Raw genomic sequence first — 21,665 nt, 5'->3', positions numbered from 1 at the left:
GACTAGGCCGGTAGATCATGATGGACTGATTTTTATGCGCAGATTTTCTCAAAGTGTTGCTGGAATATCAAGTGGAAAGAATAACATTCATATACTTGATGCCGGCTGTGGTACTGGCAATACTTCCATTTCTCTTGCCAGCCGTTATAAAGACATTGAGTTTTTGGGATTGGATAATTCTTCTCATTCAATAAATCAGGCGATTCTTAATACTAAAAAAAAATCTTTGGCAAATTTAACTTTTCGAAAGTGGAACCTGGTAAAATCTTTACCCGGAACCTTGAAATATGATATCGTGCTTTGTCTGGGTGTCCTGCACCACACAGCTAATATGCAAAAGGTTTTAAGAAATCTAAACAAGATACTTAAGGATTCCGGTGAATTGTTTTTATGGATTTATGGAAAACATGGCCGGTATAATCACTCCTTGAATATGTCTTTGCTTAAGATGCTGATTAAAGTAAAACCCAAACCAGATAATATTATTGAACTTGCTGGTGAGTTCGCAACAAAAACTGCGCAAGGGTTACCCCTTATTGAACTTATCGGAAAAACTAAAACTGATGAAATGCAACTAGATGCTTTTAAGACACCTGTATGGATCGCCGATCAATTCTTGAATCCATACGAATTGTTAATAGATATGGAGGAGTTAATACAATTAACTAAAAAGACAGGGTTTAAAATTGTTCAGATACTTGGAATGGAACAGAACATTTCAGAAGAATTTGATTCCACTGAATTAGCAGAACGATATATGAAACTTAGTAAAAATAAAAAGCTGATTGCAGCTGATCTTCTCTTAAAACCAGAACGGTATTTTGTTGTTTTACATAAATCAAAGAACAGAAGGAGAAAGAGATAATGTACTGTCTGGGATATTCAGGATTCACAAGAGACTCTCATTTAGCCGAGGGTATACTAAGTCCGTTTGCAAAAACTAATCAAGACTTTAATACAATATTTGAGTTTCATGAAGGAGAAGTACCGTTTTCATTTTTCCCATTGGGTTATTTTGGTCACGATGCTTCTGCAGCTTTATTCCTCGACGGAAAAGTAATTGCCTGTGCATCTGAGGAAAGATTTACACGTTTAAAGTATTCTCTTAATCTTACAGGTAATACTTTGCTGCCAAAAAATGCTATCAAGTACTGTCTTAATTATGCTGGAATTACTATTAAAGATGTTGATCAGGTTGCACACTATTGCAGTTTTGATAAACCGGTTATTGAAAAAAGATTAGAACTTTTAAAACCTTTCATTTCTATCAGTGATCAAAAAAAAGTAGAAGAATCTTATTCTAATATATTTAACGCGATGATGAAAAGGGAAGTACTCCTTGAACAGTTCGAAAAAATGACTGGAGTGGTTCCGGATAAATTTGTTCAGGTTCGTCATCATGATGCACATGCAGCAAGTGCATTTTATCCCTCTGGTTTTTCAAATTCCTTAATTCTCACTTTAGATGGTACAGGCGAACTTGAAAGTTCTATAGTTGCTATTGGAAAAGAAAACTCTATTTCTGAAATTGGAAATGTACTACTTCCTACTTCACTTGGAGCATTGTATCTAATAATTACAGTATTTCTAGGGTTTAAAAGTCTTGGAGATGAATATAAAGTGATGGGGCTGGCATCTTATGGTGACGCTAAAAAATATAAACAAGTATTTAGTAAATTAATTATTTTAGGTGAAAATGGTCAATACTTCACCCCATTGTTGTCTAAAGCAGGATTAAAAGAATTTATAATTGAAAACCTTGGTCCGGCAAGAAAGGCAAACGATTCATTTGAGGAACGGCATTCCAATATTGCTGCTGCGTTGCAGGAGTCATTAAATGAAGCAGTATTACACACATTAAGATATTTTCAATCAGAAACACAACTATCTAATCTTACAATGGCAGGTGGTGTCGCTTTAAATTGTACTTTAAATGGAAAAATTGCCCGCTCGGGATTATTTAAAAATATTTTTATTCAACCTGCTGCTTCTGACGAAGGATGCAGCGCTGGGGCGGCTTTGTATGCTTACTTTAATGAGACTGAGAAAACTCATACTGATAAGGTAAAATGGTACGATGTTTATCTTGGTACTGAATATACAGAAGATGAAATTTCAAAAGCTTTAGATACATTTAAAAATGATGTTATCGCATCCAAGCCCGATGATATAATCGAAGCAGTAGCTTCTGCAATTGCTGATGGGAAAGTGGTTGGTTGGTTTCAGGGTAGAATGGAGTTTGGCCCAAGAGCTTTAGGAAACAGAAGTATTTTAGCAGATCCAAGAGACCCGCTGATGAAAGATAAAATTAACGAAAAGGTAAAACGCAGAGAATCGTTCAGACCTTTCGCTCCGGCTGTATTGGAAGAGGAGGCGAAAGAATATTTTGATATGACCGGATTAGATCACTCTCCTTTTATGCTATTTACTGTCCCAGTTTATGATGATAAGTCCAAAATAATACCAGCGGTAACGCATGTTGATGGAACAGCAAGAATACAAACTGTATCTTCAGAAACTAACCCAATGTTTTGGAATTTAATACATAAGTTCAAAAATATTACCGGACTCCCGGTATTATTAAATACTTCCTTTAATGTAAAAAATGAACCGATAGTATGTAGTCCTAAGGATGCTATATCATGTTTTTTGTCAACGAATATAGATTGTGTTGCTATTGGTAATTACATGGTAATGAAGCGAGGCACTTATGAATAGAGGAACCGTTCTTGTTACTGGTGCTGCAGGGTTTGTAGGAAGACAAGTGGTTAAAGAACTTAATGATAAAGGATACAATGTAAAAGCTGGCTTTTACCAGACAAATAATATTTTTAACGAGTATAAAAATGTTGAACCTGTACATATTGATATACTCAACAAAAACTCAATAAGAAATGCAATGGAAGGCGCCGATACTGTTTATCACTTTGCAGCATTGGTTGATTCAAAACAAAGCTTGGAAATATTATATAATATAAATGTTGAAGGGACAAAAAATGTTTGGGAGTGTTTATCAGAATTAGGAATCAAAAAGGCATTGTATTGCAGCAGTACAGCTGTTTATGGACTCCTGGGAAAATCAAATAAAATTATTACAGAAAATAACAAAGCTCTTGCTATTGAACCTTATGGTTACTCAAAACTGAGAGGCGAAATTGAAGCCCTGGAAATAGCAAGAAGATCAAGCATCACCACAATTGTTATCAGGCCTGTAGCAATTTTTGGCCCCGGTGAGCATACCCCTTTTGGAAAAAATTTAAGAGAGGCAGCTGTTTCAAGACTTCTAATTGCGGGAGGTTTTCAAAACAAGAAATTTAATTTTGTACATGTTGAAGATGTAGCGGATGCTGCTGTTTATCTGATGGAGACTCAAACGGTGAGTGGTGAAGTGTTTAATATTTGTATGCACGAACCAATATTATTTGAAGAGGCATTTCAATCATATATTCGGGTGTTAAAACGGGCAGGCAGTTCGTATTTTAAAATAAGACTTCTCGCTTTAATCTCTGTTTTGCTTCATAGAATTCCTGGTATTCTTAATTGGATAACAAATAATTTTGGTGAAAAATATATATTTAAAATCTGGCATCCGGGTTTTGATCTAAATTATTCTTCCGAAAAATTACTTAAAACATCATTCAGATATAAATGGAATAATTTTGAGGAAATATTTTATTCATGTTTAGATAATCAGTAAAACAATAAATGAAAAAAATCTTGAAAAATAATTTACCTGATATAATGAGGAAGTCGAAAGAATACTTATTTAAGAGCAGTGAATCAAATTTAAAACTATCAATATCTGTGGGTGTTGGAGTTTTTACAGGAATTATTCCGATATGGGGTTTCCAGACAATCTTGGCTATCATTCTTGCTTTTATTTTTAGACTAAATAAAATAATTATGCTGGCTGTATCTAACTTTAGTCAACCTCCGGTTACTCCGTTTGTCATTCTTGCTAGCTTTCTGCTTGGAGGACTTTTTATAAATACAGAGACAGGAGTATTTCATTATTCTTCAAAAACAGACTATGAGTTTATTAAAAATAATTTACTTCAGTATGTTGTAGGAAGTATAATCTTAGCAATTATACTTTCGCTTCTTACCGCAATGATAACATATACCTTTTTAAATTCACTAAGAAGAGACGGAAATGAAAAAAATATATAATTATGCCTTATGTTATTTTCTTGGACCCACATATTTTATGACAATTTATCAGGTGTAAGATGTACGTCCTTAGAATATTAATTTCTCAGCCATTAAGGTTATTATTGACCCTTCTGGGAATAGCTCTTTGCATTATTTTAATAATGTTTATCCTTGGTATTTACAATGGAGTAGCAGAAGGTTCAGTGGAATATATAAGGAAAACTAAGGCTGACATATGGGTATTACAAGCTAATTCAACTAATATTATTCGTGGAACATCCCTTCTTCCTGCAATATATCTTAACGCAATTAAAAAAGACAAAGCTGTAAAAAATGCGACCTCGGTTTTGATTCTTCTTACAAATATTAAAATAAAAAATGTTAATGCGACGGTTTTACTAACGGGATATGTACCTGGATCAGAAGGTGGCCCGCCGATAATAAATGAAGGCAGAGAAATAAATAGTAATAATGAAATTATACTTGATAGGTCTTTTTCCGCAAAATATAATATCAATATTGATGATGAAGTTTTCATTAACGAAGATACACTGAGAGTGGTTGGTATATGTAGTGGAACAAATGCAGTTGTTACACAATATGCATTCGTAACACTTGAATATGAGCAATCTACTATTGAGCTGCCAGGGCTTGCTAGTTTTTTTATACTTAATTGTAATAAAGGAAGTAATTTGTCTGATCTTCAAAAAAGAATAGAAAGTATGTTCCCAGGCAGATTCTCTATCTATCAAAATCGAAAATTTTTAGAAAATAATATTGCTGAAATGGAAGCAGGGATACTCCCTTTGTTTTTTGCTATAGCGGCTATTGGAGGTGTTGTCCTTGCTATAATCTTAAGCTTGATTCTTTCAGTTAATATATTAGAAAGAAGAAAAGATTTTGCACTAATGAAATTATTGGGCTCTCCTAAAAGTTATCTTTATATCTTAATTATTTCTCAGGCATTAATTCTATCGTTAATTTCAGAATTATTAGGTGTAATATTATTCTATCCAATTGTAAATTTTATCGAAAATATCTCTCCTGAAGTTAATACCATAATTAATTACGATCATTTAATTTATATAACACTTGCTACTTGCATAATAAGTTTATTAAGTGCTCTATTTTCATTCGGACGGATCCGGAAGATTTATCCGTTAGAGGTATTCTCATGAACGAAAAAGATAACAACCAAAATATTGTTGACTTAAAAAGAGTATCTAAAATATATGAGGCGAAAGCGAATAAGACTAACGCTTTGTATGAAATTAATTTTTCAGCTAAAAGAGGGGAACTACTTCTTTTGCTTGGTCCAAGTGGTAGTGGTAAAACAACAATGCTTACAATTATTGCAGGTTTTAATAGACCAACTGAGGGAATTGTATATCTGTTCGGAAAAGATATTAATAATTATACTCAGTCAGAGCTGCAGCTATTAAGAGCGGAAAAAATTGGATTCATCTTTCAGTCTTTTTTATTAATTGATGCTTTAACTGTATATCAAAATGTAGAGTTGGTTCTCAGATTTTCTCCTAGTAATCGACTTAATTCAAAAAGAAATGCTTTGGATGCACTTAGTAGAGTTGGGATTTTACATTTAGCTGCAAGAACACCCTTGGAACTTAGCCATGGTGAGAAACAAAGAACCGCCATAGCAAGAGCGTTTGCCAACAATGCTGATTTGCTAATAGCAGATGAGCCCACAGCCAGTCTAGAAACAAAGCAAGGCGAAGAAATTATCACACTTTTGCATTCTTATGCCAGTGAGTTCAAAAAATGTGTTATAGTGGCAAGTCATGATTTGAGGTTAAAGACTCTGGCAGATAAAATATATAATATCGAAAATGGGAGTATTGTGAATTTAGAAATACCATTAAAAGAAATTCACGAGGCATGAACCAATGAAAAAGAAAATATATCTGATTCAACCTTCATATAAAGATCAAGCTGGTAAATTATTGAAAGGAAAGAAACTTTATATTATTTCACTGACTTTACCCGCTTTAAGCGCCATTATACCTGATGATTGGGAAAAAGAATTTTGCTATGAATATTTTGAGGATGTTAATTTTTATACCGATGCTTCCATTATCGGGATTTCCTCAATGGGTTATGAGATTTTCAGAGGAGCTGAGTTAGCAGATGAATTTAGAAAGAGAGGAAAGATAGTAATATTTGGAGGCTTCCAACCGCATATAAGTAAGGATTATATAGAAAGCCATTGTAATTCAGTCATTCATGGTAATCCGGGATATAATGATATGACTAAAATATTGAATGACGCTCAATCAGGTGTGTTGCAAAAAGATTACTATTGCAAAACCGATCTCAATTACAAAATTGATTATACAGTTTTAGATACCCAAAGAATCTTCTTTACACCAGTTATATTAAATGTTGGGTGTTATAACAATTGTGATTTTTGTTGCGTTGCCTCAATCTATAAAGGTAAATATTATCTGCGAAAATTTAAATATATAGCGGAAGAACTTGAATACCTTCACAATTCAACACGGAATATCGCATTTATTGATACCAATATTTATAATAATAGAAATTATCTGATAAAATTGTGCAATGTGATGATTGAACGAAAATATAATTTTGTATGGGGTGCACAGTGTACGATTAATATCGGTGAGGATATTGAAACATTAACACTGATGAAAAAAGCTGGATGCAAAGTGTTGTTTATCGGAATGGAATCTATTGAACAGCAGAATCTTACTTATTTAAATAAAAATTATAAGACTGATTCATTTCAGCAAAAAATTAAAAATATTCATAATGCGGGGATAAAAATAGCTGCTTTCTTTATATATGGACTTGACAACGATACTCCAGACACTTCTAAGCAATTAAGTCGGTTTATTATTGACAATAATATTGCACTTCCAATGATAAATATTTTAGTCCCTATACCTGGATCAAGAGTATATGAGCAATTAGAAAAGGAAGGGAGAATATTAATGAAAAGTAAACTCGATTTTCTCAAGAATAACATTGCATACAATTCTTCGTTTAACATCTGCTTTTATCTGCCTAAGAATATGACTCCGCAGCAAGTTGAGGATGGATTCCTTGATCTGTTAAGAAGGTTATCAGGTTTTTATCAGATTGTAAAGCGTTCATTATCTAAAAGTGTAACACTAACATTGTTGTTGTTATATATGAATTGGCTTTTTAGAAAAGAATATATTGAATTGAATCATAGAAAAAGCTTAAAGTAACATATTGACTCAGTTGAATACTTTGAGAAAAAATTATTCGTTATCCAGCCTACATTTTATAATAGGTATTGATAAGTAATTAGCACTATTACAGAAAATTGTATATCTCACTCATCTACAACCAACTTTAAAAACCTTCGTAACCCAAGCTCTGCTTACATTTAGTTTTCTTGCAAGAGCAGCTTGGTTTGAAACAGTTCCATAATTAATTAATATTTTATACTCACTCGCTAATTCTCTGTAATCAATTTTAGCTCTTGGTTTATTTATTATTTTGGTTTCAGGCAGGTAGAATCCTTCCGTTAACTGATAACATTTTTTAAGACTTAGGTTCAGATACTTTGGTAATCTTTCACGATCAATCGTTAACTTAAGTTTATTATTGGTGGATTTGCAATAAAAAGAGATAGAACGAGCCTATTACGTTTTGAGTGCGTATCGTGTTTGTGGAGCCACCAAAAACCCCTGATTTTCAGGGCTTTTTTAATGTTTTTTAGCATACTCAGAACAAGAATTAGAACCTGCTAACTTTCTTCATGAGTCACCTCACCAAAAAGAAATCAAATTGTTAAATTAGGGCCAAGGAAAAAATATAATTTTAATTGAATGCTGCTAGAACCTGAGACATTATTAAATCCAATGTTCGATACCATTGCTCATTTGCTACTGTAGATACAACCCCGCTCCATTGATTTGTTGCAACAACAACTAAGTTTAAATTAGGTATGATAACAATAAATTGCCCACCATATCCATTAGCAAACACATATTGTCCATCTGAGTTTTGCCCGGTCCAGAAGCAATAACTGTATCCGTTTGCAAATGGATTGATATTATTAGTTGAAATTTTTGAACCCAGTATTTCATCAATCCATTGAAAAGAAATAATTCTATCTCCCTTATACAATCCGCCGTCAAGAATAAGCTGACCAATTTTTATCATATCATGCGGGGTAATCTTTAAACCAGCTCCTCCATTATTAAATCCTTGTTTATCTATTGACCAATTTCTTTCACCAATCTCTAAAGGTTCAAATAAATATTGGTTTGCAAAATCAAGAGTTTGCATATTTGTTGCTATGGATAGAATTACAGAAAGAAGATGTAAAGCTGCAGAATTGTAGTTAAAGATTTGACCTGGCTGTGTAACTAATTCCTTATCAAAAAGATATTGAACCTGATTGGGTGATGAAATCCAATTATTATAACCAGCATTAGAAGTATATTCGTCCCATTCAAAACCGCTGCTCATGGTTAGGAGATGACGAATTGTAATATTAGCTTTTTCTGTGCTTAGATTTTGGATTAATGGACTAAGATAACCACCTATTGTTTGGTCAATAGATGGTATAAATCCTTTTTCAATTGCAATTCCGATCAATAATCCCATTACACTTTTGGTAACTGATCTAACATCGTGAGGTACATCCGCACCGCCGCCATTAAAAAACCCTTCTTTAATTATACTTCCGTTATGAAAAACTACAAGGCTTTTAATATTTTGTATTTGCTGCGCTTGAACAAAAGCCTCATCAAGAATTTGAGTATTCACGGGCGCTATTGAATCTGCAATTTCATTCGAACAGGAGGACCCAAAGAAGAAAATTAAGATCAACAAACAAATTCGCAAAAATAAAGCTGAGTTTCCCTTATGTATATTCATCATATTTATTTTTTATTAATAAAATATTTTATATCAAACAAAACTATTGGATAAGCAGCATTTTTTTTATATCCCAATAATTTCCAGCTGTAAGCTGATAGAAATATATGCCGCTAGAAAGATTAGTGGCATTAAATTGATACTCATAAACTCCCGCATTCTTTATCTCATCAACTGCTTCGAGAATAATTTCTCCAAGAACATTTGTAATAATCAATTTTACATGTGCTGTTTTATTTAATTCATACATTATTGTGGTCGAAGGATTAAATGGATTCGGGTAATTTTGAGATAATTTAAAATTATCTGGAATTTGATTAATCAATTCTTCTCTAATTCCGGATATAAAACCATTAATAATTTCTGCATCAACCCAATAAGGATTTCTACTACCATTGCGGTCGCTTAAAAAGAAGAAATAATTATAATCAGATGAAACATATGGAGATCCATCCTCAAAATCCGAATTTATAGGCTCACCCATATTTATAGCTTGTGTCCAGTTTCCTTCTGAATTTTTAAAGCTGATGTATAGATCGGAAAATCCTGCAGCACTCGGTCTATTTGATTCAAAAATAATATATCTCTCATCCGGATCGATAAAAGCACCCATTTCCATGTAAGAAGAGTTAATATTATTATCCAGCCTTTCCGGCAATAAATATTGTCCATTAACTTTCCTAATCCTGTATAAATCAAAGTCAGTGTTGCTGTTATTGTCGATCAACTGTGTATAAATGGTTTCATTATTTGAAAGAGTCATTCCCCATCCACTGCTTAATGACTGCAGCCATGGTACATATACCGGTTGAGGATTAGACCATATACTACCTGATCTGGTCGTAGACCAAAAACTACCGTAATAACCGTTTGGACGATCTGAAATAAAAATGACTTTGTGTCCATTGTCAATAAATGAAGGAGATGCATCTGCATATTGGGATGAACTTGAAAACGGAGCTGATTCTGGTATCGTCCATTCACCATTTATTAATTTCATATATCGTATTCTAATACCTCCGAGCTCAGCGGGGCAATAAATATCTAAAAACATTTCCTGTCCATTCGATATAAAATCAATTCCACCGTGCCACCACCAATCACTGTTTGACATTAAATAATTTGGAACAAATAGTTTTGGGGTTAAACCCGGAGGATCTTGACCCAAGTATGGTCCGCTTTGCGCAGATGAACTAATAGAAAAAGTTAATATCAATAAAAAAGCAAACACAATTGTTTGATTAGATTTTGATTTCATAATATCTCACCCTGAATTTTGTTGTACATGAAATTTTTTAATTGTAGTAATGAATAGCAAACCCTTTATTTAGTGTTTTAAAAAGGTAATTGAATAATTATTAGCAGTGATTTCAATTTTTCAACTACAAGGGTATACAATATTACGGTTCAATTTTATCTGTTATATTATCGTTGAATTTTATAAATAGAATTATTTAAACGGGATTTTTTATATAAACTGTAGGCAGGTTAATTCCTTGAGATAAGGAATATCATCCTCCTTGTTAGTTTTTGGTCAAAGACTTTTACTCAAATAAATTTATTATTTGAGTCGATTTTTAATCTCTGTTATTTAAAAATAGTTGGGATTTTTTATTTATTCTTTTATAGATTTATCTTGAGTTAAACAATTCTATTATAATTAAGTGTACCTAAAATTAATGAAATCATCTGTAGTTGTATTTCTATTATTTGTTTCCTTGCTCGCCCAGGGTTACTTGTTTGGACAAATCAAAATCCACAAGCACTTAACGAGTGCAAATGGATTGGTGAATGATCGCGTAAATTCAATTGAACAAGACAAGCAGGGTTATCTCTGGATAGGAACTGATGATGGTCTTTCAAGATGGGATGGAATTAATTTTGTCAATTTTCATAAACATAACGGTTTATCTTCATCCCGAATTAAGGACTTAGCAATTGGTTCTGACAGTTCAATCTATGTTGCGACTTATGGCGGGGGTTTAAATGTAATTAAAGATGAATCAATTATTGTTCTCGATTCGACTAATGGTCTTGCAACAAATTGGTTGTTGTGCGTTTCAGTTCTGCAGGATGGAACCATATTGGTTGGTGGAAAAGACGGGAATATATCTATTCTAAAAAATGGAAAGTTCTCGCAATGGATAAGTCCAGATAATTTAAATCACAAAGATGTTTATGAAATATTTCAGAGTAAGGACGGCACTTATTTTATAGGAACGTTCCAGGGAGGATTCTATACTTTTAAAAATGGTAAGCTAAAAAACTATTCTTATAAAGATGGCCTGGTAAACGAAAATGTTTATTACTTTTTCGAAAACCTTGATGGGTCAATTTACTTTTCAACAAATCTTGGAATTCATCTTTTTAAGGAAGAAAAAATAGACTTTATGAATGAAAAATGGGGCCGCCGAAATTCAAGTTGTACTTCAATCATAAGTGAAAATAGTGAAAACATTTACTTTGCCACAGATGAAGGAGTTATAATAAAAAACAAAAATAAAATTGACTTAATTGGTGTAAACAATGGTCTCTCTTTTAATGAAATCAGCTGTCTATTTTTAGATAGTTACGGAACTATGTACATAGGAACTTATGGTAACGGAATAGATATTCATCATCCAGACAGACTTGAAATATTCAATAAAGACACAGGTCTTCCTTCCGATAAAGTATGGTCAATTTATCAGGATCAAGATTCAGAATTTTTCTTTGGGACTCATAATGGTTTAGTCGTCGATGCAAATTCTCAGGCAAGAGTATTGAGCATGGCAGATTATAACTACGGCAATGTTGTTAAACGTATTATTAAATCCAAAAGCGGAATTGTTTATGCAGGAACAACATATGGCATAAATATTTTATCCGACGGCACAAATAAAAAACTCACAAAGGAAAATGGTCTGATTGATACATACATCATGGATATGGTTGAAACGCCCGATGAAAAAATTCTTGCGGCTACCAGATTCGGAGTAGTATTTATTGAAAATGGAAGAATATCCAACTTAACAAGTAAGGACGGATTAATTGATGATTATATTTTATCAATTCTTGTAAGCAAAGATAACACCACATATTTTGGAACAAATGGCAGGGGTGTTTCAGTCTATAAAAATTCTTCTTTTAAAACTCTCAATAATAAAAACGGTTTATCAGATCTAACCGTTAATGTTATCGCTGAGGGCAAAGATGGGACAATATATTTGGGTACCGATCAGGGCGGATTAAATATGTTAAAGGATGATTCGGTTTTTGTGATGGATATAAGAAGTGGGCTTTCAAGTAACTCGATTCAAGCAATTGCAATTTCGGATGATGGAAAAGTTTATGCATCAACTAATAATGGTTTAAATATTATTGATTTCTCTCAGGACGTCACAAAAATTAGAATAATAGATGCCGAATCAGGTTTACCATCAAACTTATGTTTAGATAAATCATTATACATAGATAATGATGGTTATGTTTGGGTAGGGACTTCAAATGGATTAGTAAAATATAATCCACAAAAAGATGTTGAAAATAAAATGCCTCCTAAAATCTACATTACATCTTTGCAGATTTATAATGAAGACATTGTGCTGCAAGATTTTATTAAATCACCCCAATTAGAGTATAACCAAAATTATTTAAAGTTTGATTTTACTGGAATAAATCTTTCAGCACCGAATAAAATGATATATAAATACCGGCTAACTGGAATTGACAAGGATTGGGTTGAAAACAAAAATAATTCTGTTCAATACACAAATCTTGGAAGTGGAAGCTACTCTTTCGAAGTGAAAGCAATGAATGAATTTGGATACTGGAGCAAACCGGCCAAACTTGATTTTGTTGTAAACCCGGCTTTCTGGAAAACCTGGTGGGCTTATTTAGTTTATTTTGTTCTGGCCGCAGTTGGATTCGTAGCTATAAGACGATATGAGCTTAATAGGGTTAAGCTTAAAAATAATTTGAGATTAAAAGAGTTTGAATCAAAAAAACTTCAGGAAGTTGATCAGATTAAATCAAGATTCTTCGCAAATATCTCCCACGAGTTCAGAACGCCACTAACGATAATTATTGGTTCTCTGGAAAAACTAAAAAGCAAAATGGAAAACAATTCTGATGATAAGGAATTGGCTGTAATGAAAAGAAATGCTTCAAGGCTTCTTCAATTAATAAATCAACTTTTAGAATTATCACGTATTGAATCCGGGAATGTAAAACTAACAGCTTCTGAGAGCGATATTGTAAAATTTCTTAAACGTATAACGGCTTCATTTTCTTCGCTGGCAAATCAAAAAAATCAAAAACTTACTTTTAATAGTGTTCCGGTTGATGATAATCAATCGAAAGAAGAAATTTTTGTTTTTTATGATAAGAAAAAACTTGAGACGGTTTTTTACAACTTACTTTCGAATGCGATCAAATTTAGTCCAATAGATGAAAAGATAGACGTTAGAATTTCAAAATCAAGTGATAGTGTAAAAATTTCTTTTGTGAATACGGGCATTGAAATTCCTTCAGAAAAAATTAAAAATATCTTTGATCGTTTTTATCAGGTTGATGATACGGGCACCAGAAATTTTGAAGGAACAGGAATCGGTCTTTCTTTGGTTAAAGAATACGCTGAACTTCATAAAGGTAAAATTGAAGTTGAGAGTAATAACAACACAACAGCTTTTACAATCCTTCTACCATTGGGTAAAAATCATTTGGGTGAAAGTGAAATAGTAGAACTAACAGAAAAAGAGAATATTATTCTGAATGATGCGAAGAATGCAATTCTCAGTGAAAGCAAAAAGGATGTTGTTTATGTTGATACTGCATCGAAGATTAATCCGAATGGCGGCGAACAAATTGAAGACAAGACAATAATTCTGGTTGTTGAAGATAATCCTGATCTTCGTGAAATGATTAAAGAAAATCTGCAGGATAATTATTTTGTAATTGAAACTGAAAATGGTGTGAAAGGATTAAAGCTTGCAGAAGAAACGATCCCTGATTTAATTATCAGCGACATAATGATGCCGGAGATGGATGGTTATGAATTATCTAGTAAGATTAAAACGAGTGAAAAAACTAATCACATTCCTGTTATACTTTTAACGGCGAAAGCGGCAATAGAAGATAAACTTGCAGGACTTGAAACCGGTGCCGATGATTATCTTATAAAACCATTTAATTCAGATGAATTGAAAATCCGTGTTAGGAATCTTATAAAAATCCGCAGACAATTGCGGGAAAAATATCAAACTCAGATGCTGGTTAAACCTGCCAATGTTATTGTTCCATCAATTCAAAAAGTTTTTATTGATAAACTAACATCAATAATAGAAAGTAATATTTCCAATGAAAACTTTTCAGTTGAAATTTTATGTGATGAAATTGGAATGAGCCGTGCACAGCTTCATAGAAAAATAAAGGCTGTTACAAATCAATCCGCATCAGAATTTATCAGAAATTTCCGTTTACAGAGAGCCGCGGAATTATTAAAGCAAGATGCGGGCAATATTGCAGAAATCGCCTATCGAGTGGGATTCAGCAGTCAGGCTTATTTTACAAAAATGTTCCAGGAACTCTATGGACAAACTCCGCTCGAATTTAAAAAGCAACACACCAAATAGTTGATAGTGCTAATACTTCCGTAATAATCTTCCATAAAGTATTGAATGAGATATATCTTATAAAATTTGAGACGTTTCTGATATAAATCTCATTGCTAATCAAATATTTTTGCTCCTTAAATAGCTAATACATTTAAAGATTTAAGGAGTAAAAATGACAAAGTTATATTTATATCTCTTACTAGTCCTGTTTATTTATTCGTTAACTCATGCTCAGTGGTCAAATGATCCAACAGTAAATACACCCATTTGTACCGCACCAAATATTCAGGGAAAACCAGCAATTGTTAATGATGGAAGTGGTGGGGCTATAATGGCATGGGATGATGACAGAGCCAATACATTTAACAATGATATTTATGCTCAGAAAGTTGATGCCTCGGGCACAGTTCAGTGGGCTGCCGATGGAGTAGCCATTTGCACTGCTGCCGGATATCAGACAGATGTATTTGTTATTAATGATGGTGCAGGCGGGGCAATTGTTGTGTGGAATGATAGAAGAAATGGATTTCCGAATTTGGACGTTTATGCACAACACATAAATTCAAGTGGAAATGTTTTATGGACAACAAATGGAATTGCCGTTTGTAACGATATTAATTATCAGTTTGTTAATGATGTAATTAGCGATGGATCAGGAGGAGCTATAATTGTCTGGGAAGATTATCGATCCGGTTCTACCAGCGATATTTATGCACAACGCATTGACAATAGTGGTAATTTGTTATGGAATTCAAATGGCGTCCCAATTTCTACTGCCGCAAATCAACAATACCTTGCCAGGCTAATTTCAGATTTTAGTAACGGCGCCATCGTGGCTTTTCACAGCGATTTAGGTCCAGTCGGAAATCTATTGTCAACTGTTTATGCACAAAAAATAAATAGTAACGGAATTGTTCAATGGCCTACTAATGGAGTGGAGATTTGTTCACCGGGCCCTAACCAATCTACCACCATAACACCCAAAATTTGTACTGATGGCAATGGCGGTGCCATTATTGCGTGGGATGATGAGCGAAGCGGGACAGGTACGGATGTTTATGCCCAAAGAATTAATTCTTCGGGAGTAACACAATGGGTTGCAAACGGGGTGGCAATTTCAGATTCAATAGGTATTCTTGAAGGCGGAGTTGCTCTCGCTTCTGATAATTCAGGAGGCGCTATACTAACCTGGCTCGATGAAAGAAATGGAAATGGACTTCATATATATGCACAGAGAGTAAATTCAAATGGGGATTTTATTTGGACAAGCAAAGGCATTCCCATTTACGAAATTGACAATACTTCACCATTCGACCTTCAGGTAATTGGAGACAGTTCTGGTGGAGTGATAATTAATTGGACAGACAATACATCATTTACTGATTATAATCTTTTTTCACAAAAAATTGACTCAACAGGAAATATACAGTGGAATGCCGGTGGAGTAGCTGTAAGCACTGCTAACAATATTCAGAATGAGCAGAAAATTACAACCGATGGACAGGGTGGAGCAATAGCAGTCTGGACTGATTGGAGAACAGGCGGATTAGACATTTATGCGCAAAGAATTTTTCAGGATGGAGTTTTGCCGGTTGAACTTTCATCTTTCAGTGCTTCCATAACTGGTTCTACAGTAGAGCTTAATTGGATTACGATGACCGAGGTAAATAATTATGGTTTTGAAATTGAAAGAATGTCTGAAAAAAATCCAAGCTGGCAAAAAATAGGTTTTGTTGCGGGCAATGGTAATTCTAATTCATTAAAAACATATACTTTTATCGATTCTGAATCACAACCTGGAAAGTATGTTTACCGATTAAAACAAATCGATAACGATGGTGCATTTGAATATTCAAACGAAATCGAAGTTGAATTTGGAAACCCTACTTCTTTTCTTTTAAAACAGAATTTTCCCAATCCATTTAATCCAACTACTAAGATTAGTTGGCAGTCACCAGTTGCTAGTCATCAAACTCTAAAGGTTTACGATTTACTCGGAAATGAATTAGTAACACTTGTTAATGAATATCGTGAAGCAGGAAGGTATGAGATTGAATTTAAGTCTTCAGTCGGCAGTCTTCAATTAGCAAGTGGAATATATTTTTACAAAATAACAGTTGGTTCGTATGTTGAAACTAGGAAGATGATATTAATGAAATAGGTTTGATATAAGATGGCTGGGAATTTACTTCTCAGCCAATGTCTTACTACAGTGTTGAAAACTGATTAGCTATTTATTGTGTGAAAAGAAAGTTCTAAACGACTTTAATTTACGGAGCTAAAACCCCAGATAAAGATTCTGGGGTTTTTTAGTTATAATAAAGACTTTTATATTTCAGTGTTATCTTTCTTTCAAGCCTATTTCTATATTATTATCGAACTTTATTAACGATGCTAAACAGGAACACTGTTATATTATTAAAACTCTACAAAATAGTAATACTACTCCTTACAACTGGTATTGCTTTCTCTCAGAATATTCCTTTTAAACATCTTATAATCGAAGATGGTTTATCCAATAATCAGATATTTGATATTATTCAAGATAAGACAGGTTTTATCTGGTTAGCTACCGATGATGGTTTGAATCGTTTTGACGGGTACAATTTTAAAATTTATCGTAAAATACCTAATGACCCCACATCATTATCTGATAATAGTATTTGGACACTGTATGAAGATAAAACTGGTTTTATTTGGATAGGTACAAAGAGTGGTGAGTTAAATCGTTATGATCCCAAAACTAATAAGTTTATCCATTGGGAAATAAAATCTGAATTTGTAAAAGAAAACAGCATCACGGCCATATATGAAGATCGATTCGGAGCAATTTGGGTTGGAACTTATAAAAGCGGCTTGTATAGGTTTGATCCTGTTACAGAAAAAATTGAAATCTGGCGCAATGATCCTCAAAATAAATATTCACTATCCAATAATTACGTTACATCAATTATTGAAGATACTGAGGGGAATCTATTAATAAGTACTTACATTGGACTTAATAAGTTCAATTATAAAAAATCAAAAAATTACTTCACTCATTTCTTTAATGATTCTCATAATCCAAATACCATTAGTAATAATCTTATTTGGTCTATATCAAAATCAGATTATAACCCTGATCTTATCTGGATTGGCACCGCCGACGGTTTAAATAGTTATCATTCAGCTACAAATACATTTTCACGAATTCAGATCTCAAATCCACAAAACTTACAGTTCGGGTTTGCAGCAGGAAATGTAATCGAAGAAATGATTGGAGATGAAAAAATATTATGGATTGATTCTTATGCAGGTCTTCTTAGAATAAATGAGAGCACTGGCCAAACAATAAGATATTTATCTCAGAAAAATAGCTTCGATTATTTAAGCAGCAACCAGATTAATAAAATATTTAGAGACAAGTCTGGTGTAACATGGATTGCAACAGATAATGGGTTGAACTACTTCTCTTCAAAAAGCACAAAATTTAATAACATACTTTCTAATAAATTTGGGCTGCTTGATTTTAGCGAACTCCGAGATAAAAATGTAACAGCGATTACTCAAACTTCCAATGGAACAATCTGGTTTGGAACGAATAATGGATTATATAAAACCAGTAATACTGATGGAACTACATTTTTAAAAAAATACGCTAAACTTGATGGTATTCATATCTGGTCATTAACCTCTGAAGGTTCTGACAATTTATGGGTTGGTACATACGGTGCGGGATTAATGTTTCTTGATGTAAAAAAAGATCAAATTATAAAACAACAGTTTGATCACAAAAAATTACAAACGCAATCTGTGCTTTTTAATAAATCATTATTTTTTGATGGTCAGAATAATTTATGGATTGGCTATTGGGGATTAGGTCTTGCAAAGCTCAATAGTGTTACAGGAGACTTTAAACTTTGGCAGAACACTGCAAATAATAATCCAAACGGAATTAGTCATAATGATGTTTGGACGATATATAGCGATAGCAAAAACAGAATGTGGGTTGGAACAAATGGTGGTGGTCTTAATTTATTTATTGATGAGGGCGAAGGAAAATTTATTAGATGGCTTGCTGACGATAATCAATTAAACAGTATTAGTGGTAATAGTATTTATGCAATTGTTGAATCTAAAAACAACGGTCAAACAACTGATCCAAGTAAAATTATTTTGTGGGTTGGAACAAATGAGGGGCTAAATAAATTATTAGTTACAAACTCAATTAAACAAAATAAAAAATTTGAAATAATTGTTGAAATAACTAAGTATTCAATAGAAGAAGGATTAGCAGATAAATCCATTAAAGCAATTTTGGAAGATGCTGATGGAAACCTATGGCTGGGTACAAATTCCGGTATAACGTTATTTGATATAAAGAAAAATAAATTTACAAATTTTACAAAAGCGGATGGAATAATTGGTTCAGATATTAATACTGCTGCTTCTTTAAAAACTAAAAGCGGTATGATGCTTTTTGGGAGCACATCAGGTCTAAATTATTTCGATTCTCAGCATTTAAAATTATCAACATATAAAACTCCTATAGTAATTACCGATTTTAAAATTTTTAATGAATCTGTTATCCCTGATAAAAGCTCTCCATTAAATTATAATATTACTAATACCAAAGAGATTATTCTTGAGCATAGTCAAAATGTTTTTTCATTTGAATTTGCTGCTTTAGATTTTAATTCACCGCAATCCATTCAGTATGCGTATATGATGGAGGGATTTGATGCGGATTGGATAAACAGCGGCAGCAGACGATTTGTTACATATACAAATCTTGGCGCTGGTAAATATAAATTTAAAGTTAGAGCAACCAATGCTGATGGTATCTGGAATGAACATATTGCCGAACTTTCTGTAATAATAAAATCACCCTGGTGGGCTACTAGTTGGGCTTACATATTATATGTGTTAATTATAATTGTGGGTTTATATACAATACGACGATTTGAATTAAATCGTTCAAAATTAAAAAGTGTTTTGAGAATGCGGGAATATGAGGCAGTAAAACAAAAAGAGCTTGATGAAACAAAATCTCGTTTCTTTGCCAACCTTTCACACGAGTTCCGCACACCACTTATGTTAATAAAGGGTCCACTTGAACAATTGATGGAAGATAAATCGAATGGGAAAAATATTGAACGATTCAAAATGATTTATCGCAATACAGAAAATCTAAAGACTCTTATCGATCAATTACTTGAGCTTACACAGCTTGAAGCTGCATCTATTTCGTTAAAAGCTAAGAAGCAAAATCTGTTAAAGCATATACAAGGATTGGCTTATACTTTTAAAGAACTTGCTGATGATAAAAACATCCATCTTTCTTTTAATACTACTGAGGATTCATTAACAACCTGGATTGATTCCGATAAGCTGGAAAAAATTATCAACAATCTGCTTAGTAATTCATTAAAGTTTACATCTAAAGGTGGAGAAGTTTCCATTGATGTTGTAAAAATATTTTTAGATGAAAAAGAATATGCTGAGATAAAAATTTCCGATACAGGAATTGGAATACCAGCACAAAAACTTGATAGAATATTTGATCGTTTTTATCAGGTTGATGATTCAAATCAAAGAACTTACGGCGGCTCAGGAATAGGATTAGCACTTGTTAAAGAATTAGTAGATCTGCATAAATGGGATATTTCTGTTACCAGTGAAATTAATAAAGGGACGCAATTTTCTTTAAGAATTCCGTTATGGGATAATTATCTGGCTGAAAATCAAAAGGTAAAATCAGAAGTTATTGATGATCCCAAAATCAATATGGAAATAAATAATCCTTTTCAAGGAAATAATCTTTTAGAATCAGAAGGAGTTGATGAAGAAATTGTCATAAATAACAAACCATCGATTTTAATCGTTGAGGATTCTTCGGATGTTCGTTTGTATCTACTTGATTTACTTAAATCAGATTATGTGCTTTTGAAGCAGTTAATGGTAAACAGGGAATAAACATTGCAAAAGAGAAAATACCGGATTTAATCATAAGCGATGTGATGATGCCTGAAATGGACGGTATGGAATTCTGCAGTAAAATTAAATTAGATTTTCTTACAAGCCACATTCCGGTTATTATGCTTACAGCAAAAGCTTCCGGAGAAAGCAAAATACAGGGTCTCGAAACCGGTGCTGATGATTATCTTACAAAACCATTCAACTCAAAAGAATTATTTGTAAGAATAAAAAATCTTCTTGAACAGCGTAAACGACTAAGAGAAAAGTTTGCTAAAGAAGCGATAGAGCAGAAACAAATTTCTACAATAAATCCGCTTGATGAAGAATTTTTGCAGAAGGCTTTTTCGCTAGTTGAAAAAAATCTTGATAATATTAATTTTGATACAGAAGCATTTGCAAAAGAAATGTTTCTAAGCCGAATGCAGCTGCATAGAAAATTACAGGCAATTACCGGGCAAACTCCGGGCGATTTCATTAGGTCATTCAGGCTCAATAAAGCTGCAAAAATGCTAACTGAAAAGAAACTTTCGGTTACCCAAATTGCATTCGAAGTAGGTTACAGCAGTCCCTCTCAGTTTTCCCGTGCTTTTTCCAAACAGTTTAATTGCACACCAACAGACTATTCAAATAGGCAAAATTATATACGCTAAGTGATCCTGGGTGATCTTAGTTTCTAAATGGTAACATGATTTTCCCCTTTCAGTTTATAACATTTAGTATGCTTGGTTTCTGATAAAACCCCCTAGATAATCTAATTTCCAACAAAATGTTACAAAACAGCAAGAGAATGTTACAATTCCAAGCGCACGGACTTACCTATTAAAATACTTTTGTACACAAAAACAGAAACTATATGAAAAGTCTATCAATACAAATGATGCAAAATAATGATCAAATAAAAACTCAGATTAAAAAGATGACGATTGCTATAATAATAATCGCAGCTGTAATTCTGGTGTCTTTTGTTATGATAATAGCCAATGTTTTTAATTGACAAAGACAAGGAACGAATTTCAACCGAAAATCAAAAAACAAGGAGTTGTTTATGACAAATTTTAACTGGAT

14 protein-coding genes are annotated in these 21,665 nt (G+C 33.0%); 12 read left to right on the top strand and 2 right to left on the bottom strand.

Annotated features, from left to right (window positions below; translation table 11 throughout):
• The first annotated feature begins 34 nt into the window (after positions 1 to 34).
• Genes IPJ23_11210 through IPJ23_11180 form a run of 7 tightly spaced genes read left to right on the top strand, consistent with a single transcriptional unit; the run spans position 35 to position 7,385 of the window.
• The gene (locus tag IPJ23_11210) at positions 35 to 865 is read left to right on the top strand and encodes a methyltransferase domain-containing protein (protein ID MBK7631248.1); all 831 of its coding nucleotides are present in this window, start codon (positions 35 to 37) and stop codon (positions 863 to 865) included.
• Positions 865 to 2,718, top strand: a complete 1,854-nt coding sequence (locus IPJ23_11205; GenBank protein ID MBK7631247.1) for a carbamoyltransferase — start codon at positions 865 to 867, stop codon at positions 2,716 to 2,718. The genes IPJ23_11210 and IPJ23_11205 overlap by 1 nt, the downstream gene beginning before the upstream one ends.
• Positions 2,711 to 3,697 (top strand): NAD-dependent epimerase/dehydratase family protein, encoded by a 987-nt coding sequence (locus tag IPJ23_11200; protein ID MBK7631246.1) that lies wholly within the window; start codon positions 2,711 to 2,713, stop codon positions 3,695 to 3,697. Before IPJ23_11205 ends, IPJ23_11200 begins: the two co-directional genes overlap by 8 nt.
• 8 nt (positions 3,698 to 3,705) lie before the next feature.
• Positions 3,706 to 4,170 carry a DUF2062 domain-containing protein gene (locus IPJ23_11195; GenBank protein ID MBK7631245.1) on the top strand — a complete coding sequence of 155 codons (465 nt, stop codon included), beginning with the start codon at positions 3,706 to 3,708 and terminating at the stop codon, positions 4,168 to 4,170.
• A gap of 59 nt (positions 4,171 to 4,229) precedes the next feature.
• Positions 4,230 to 5,330 carry an ABC transporter permease gene (locus IPJ23_11190; GenBank protein MBK7631244.1) on the top strand — a complete coding sequence of 367 codons (1,101 nt, stop codon included), beginning with the start codon at positions 4,230 to 4,232 and terminating at the stop codon, positions 5,328 to 5,330.
• On the top strand, positions 5,327 to 6,052 hold the full coding sequence (locus IPJ23_11185; GenBank protein ID MBK7631243.1) for an ABC transporter ATP-binding protein: 726 nt from the start codon (positions 5,327 to 5,329) through the stop codon (positions 6,050 to 6,052). The genes IPJ23_11190 and IPJ23_11185 overlap by 4 nt, the downstream gene beginning before the upstream one ends.
• A gap of 4 nt (positions 6,053 to 6,056) precedes the next feature.
• Positions 6,057 to 7,385, top strand: a complete 1,329-nt coding sequence (locus IPJ23_11180) for a radical SAM protein (GenBank protein ID MBK7631242.1) — start codon at positions 6,057 to 6,059, stop codon at positions 7,383 to 7,385.
• A gap of 598 nt (positions 7,386 to 7,983) precedes the next feature.
• On the opposite strand, the gene IPJ23_11175 is transcribed toward IPJ23_11180, so the two are convergent.
• Positions 7,984 to 9,048, bottom strand: a complete 1,065-nt coding sequence (locus IPJ23_11175; GenBank protein MBK7631241.1) for a serine hydrolase — start codon at positions 9,046 to 9,048, stop codon at positions 7,984 to 7,986.
• 43 nt (positions 9,049 to 9,091) lie between these two features.
• Entirely contained in the window at positions 9,092 to 10,306 is a 1,215-nt protein-coding gene (locus IPJ23_11170; GenBank protein MBK7631240.1) for a T9SS type A sorting domain-containing protein, read from the bottom strand.
• A gap of 421 nt (positions 10,307 to 10,727) precedes the next feature.
• On the opposite strand from IPJ23_11170, the gene IPJ23_11165 reads away from it, so the two are divergent.
• From IPJ23_11165 to IPJ23_11145, 5 genes are all read left to right on the top strand, one after another.
• A complete protein-coding gene (locus tag IPJ23_11165; protein ID MBK7631239.1) occupies positions 10,728 to 14,660 on the top strand; it encodes a response regulator in 3,933 nt (1,310 codons plus the stop codon).
• A gap of 154 nt (positions 14,661 to 14,814) precedes the next feature.
• Positions 14,815 to 16,803: a T9SS type A sorting domain-containing protein gene (locus IPJ23_11160; GenBank protein ID MBK7631238.1), complete on the top strand. Its 1,989-nt coding sequence runs from the start codon at positions 14,815 to 14,817 to the stop codon at positions 16,801 to 16,803.
• A gap of 230 nt (positions 16,804 to 17,033) precedes the next feature.
• Positions 17,034 to 20,597 (top strand): hypothetical protein, encoded by a 3,564-nt coding sequence (locus IPJ23_11155; protein MBK7631237.1) that lies wholly within the window; start codon positions 17,034 to 17,036, stop codon positions 20,595 to 20,597.
• A 44-nt stretch (positions 20,598 to 20,641) separates the two neighbouring features.
• The gene (locus tag IPJ23_11150) at positions 20,642 to 21,250 is read left to right on the top strand and encodes a helix-turn-helix domain-containing protein (protein ID MBK7631236.1); all 609 of its coding nucleotides are present in this window, start codon (positions 20,642 to 20,644) and stop codon (positions 21,248 to 21,250) included.
• A gap of 203 nt (positions 21,251 to 21,453) precedes the next feature.
• Positions 21,454 to 21,594, top strand: a complete 141-nt coding sequence (locus IPJ23_11145) for a hypothetical protein (protein MBK7631235.1) — start codon at positions 21,454 to 21,456, stop codon at positions 21,592 to 21,594.
• Positions 21,595 to 21,665 lie beyond the last annotated feature (71 nt).

This window comes from Ignavibacteriales bacterium, assembly GCA_016709765.1.
Taxonomy (GTDB): Bacteria; Bacteroidota; Ignavibacteria; order Ignavibacteriales; family Ignavibacteriaceae; genus IGN3.
Note: the sequence above shows the minus strand (reverse complement) of the source record. Positions and strands in the feature narration are given on the sequence as shown.

Bases quoted from the DNA above. Each gene is read 5' to 3' on its own strand.
- IPJ23_11210 (MBK7631248.1), top strand. From the start codon at position 35: ATGCGCAGATTTTCTCAAAGTGTTGCTGGAATATCAAGTGGAAAGAAT.
- IPJ23_11205 (MBK7631247.1), top strand. From the start codon at position 865: ATGTACTGTCTGGGATATTCAGGATTCACAAGAGACTCTCATTTAGCC.
- IPJ23_11200 (MBK7631246.1), top strand. From the start codon at position 2,711: ATGAATAGAGGAACCGTTCTTGTTACTGGTGCTGCAGGGTTTGTAGGA.
- IPJ23_11195 (MBK7631245.1), top strand. From the start codon at position 3,706: ATGAAAAAAATCTTGAAAAATAATTTACCTGATATAATGAGGAAGTCG.
- IPJ23_11190 (MBK7631244.1), top strand. From the start codon at position 4,230: ATGTACGTCCTTAGAATATTAATTTCTCAGCCATTAAGGTTATTATTG.
- IPJ23_11185 (MBK7631243.1), top strand. From the start codon at position 5,327: ATGAACGAAAAAGATAACAACCAAAATATTGTTGACTTAAAAAGAGTA.
- IPJ23_11180 (MBK7631242.1), top strand. From the start codon at position 6,057: ATGAAAAAGAAAATATATCTGATTCAACCTTCATATAAAGATCAAGCT.
- IPJ23_11175 (MBK7631241.1), bottom strand. From the start codon at position 9,048: ATGAATATACATAAGGGAAACTCAGCTTTATTTTTGCGAATTTGTTTG.
- IPJ23_11170 (MBK7631240.1), bottom strand. From the start codon at position 10,306: ATGAAATCAAAATCTAATCAAACAATTGTGTTTGCTTTTTTATTGATA.
- IPJ23_11165 (MBK7631239.1), top strand. From the start codon at position 10,728: ATGAAATCATCTGTAGTTGTATTTCTATTATTTGTTTCCTTGCTCGCC.
- IPJ23_11160 (MBK7631238.1), top strand. From the start codon at position 14,815: ATGACAAAGTTATATTTATATCTCTTACTAGTCCTGTTTATTTATTCG.
- IPJ23_11155 (MBK7631237.1), top strand. From the start codon at position 17,034: ATGCTAAACAGGAACACTGTTATATTATTAAAACTCTACAAAATAGTA.
- IPJ23_11150 (MBK7631236.1), top strand. From the start codon at position 20,642: ATGATGCCTGAAATGGACGGTATGGAATTCTGCAGTAAAATTAAATTA.
- IPJ23_11145 (MBK7631235.1), top strand. From the start codon at position 21,454: ATGAAAAGTCTATCAATACAAATGATGCAAAATAATGATCAAATAAAA.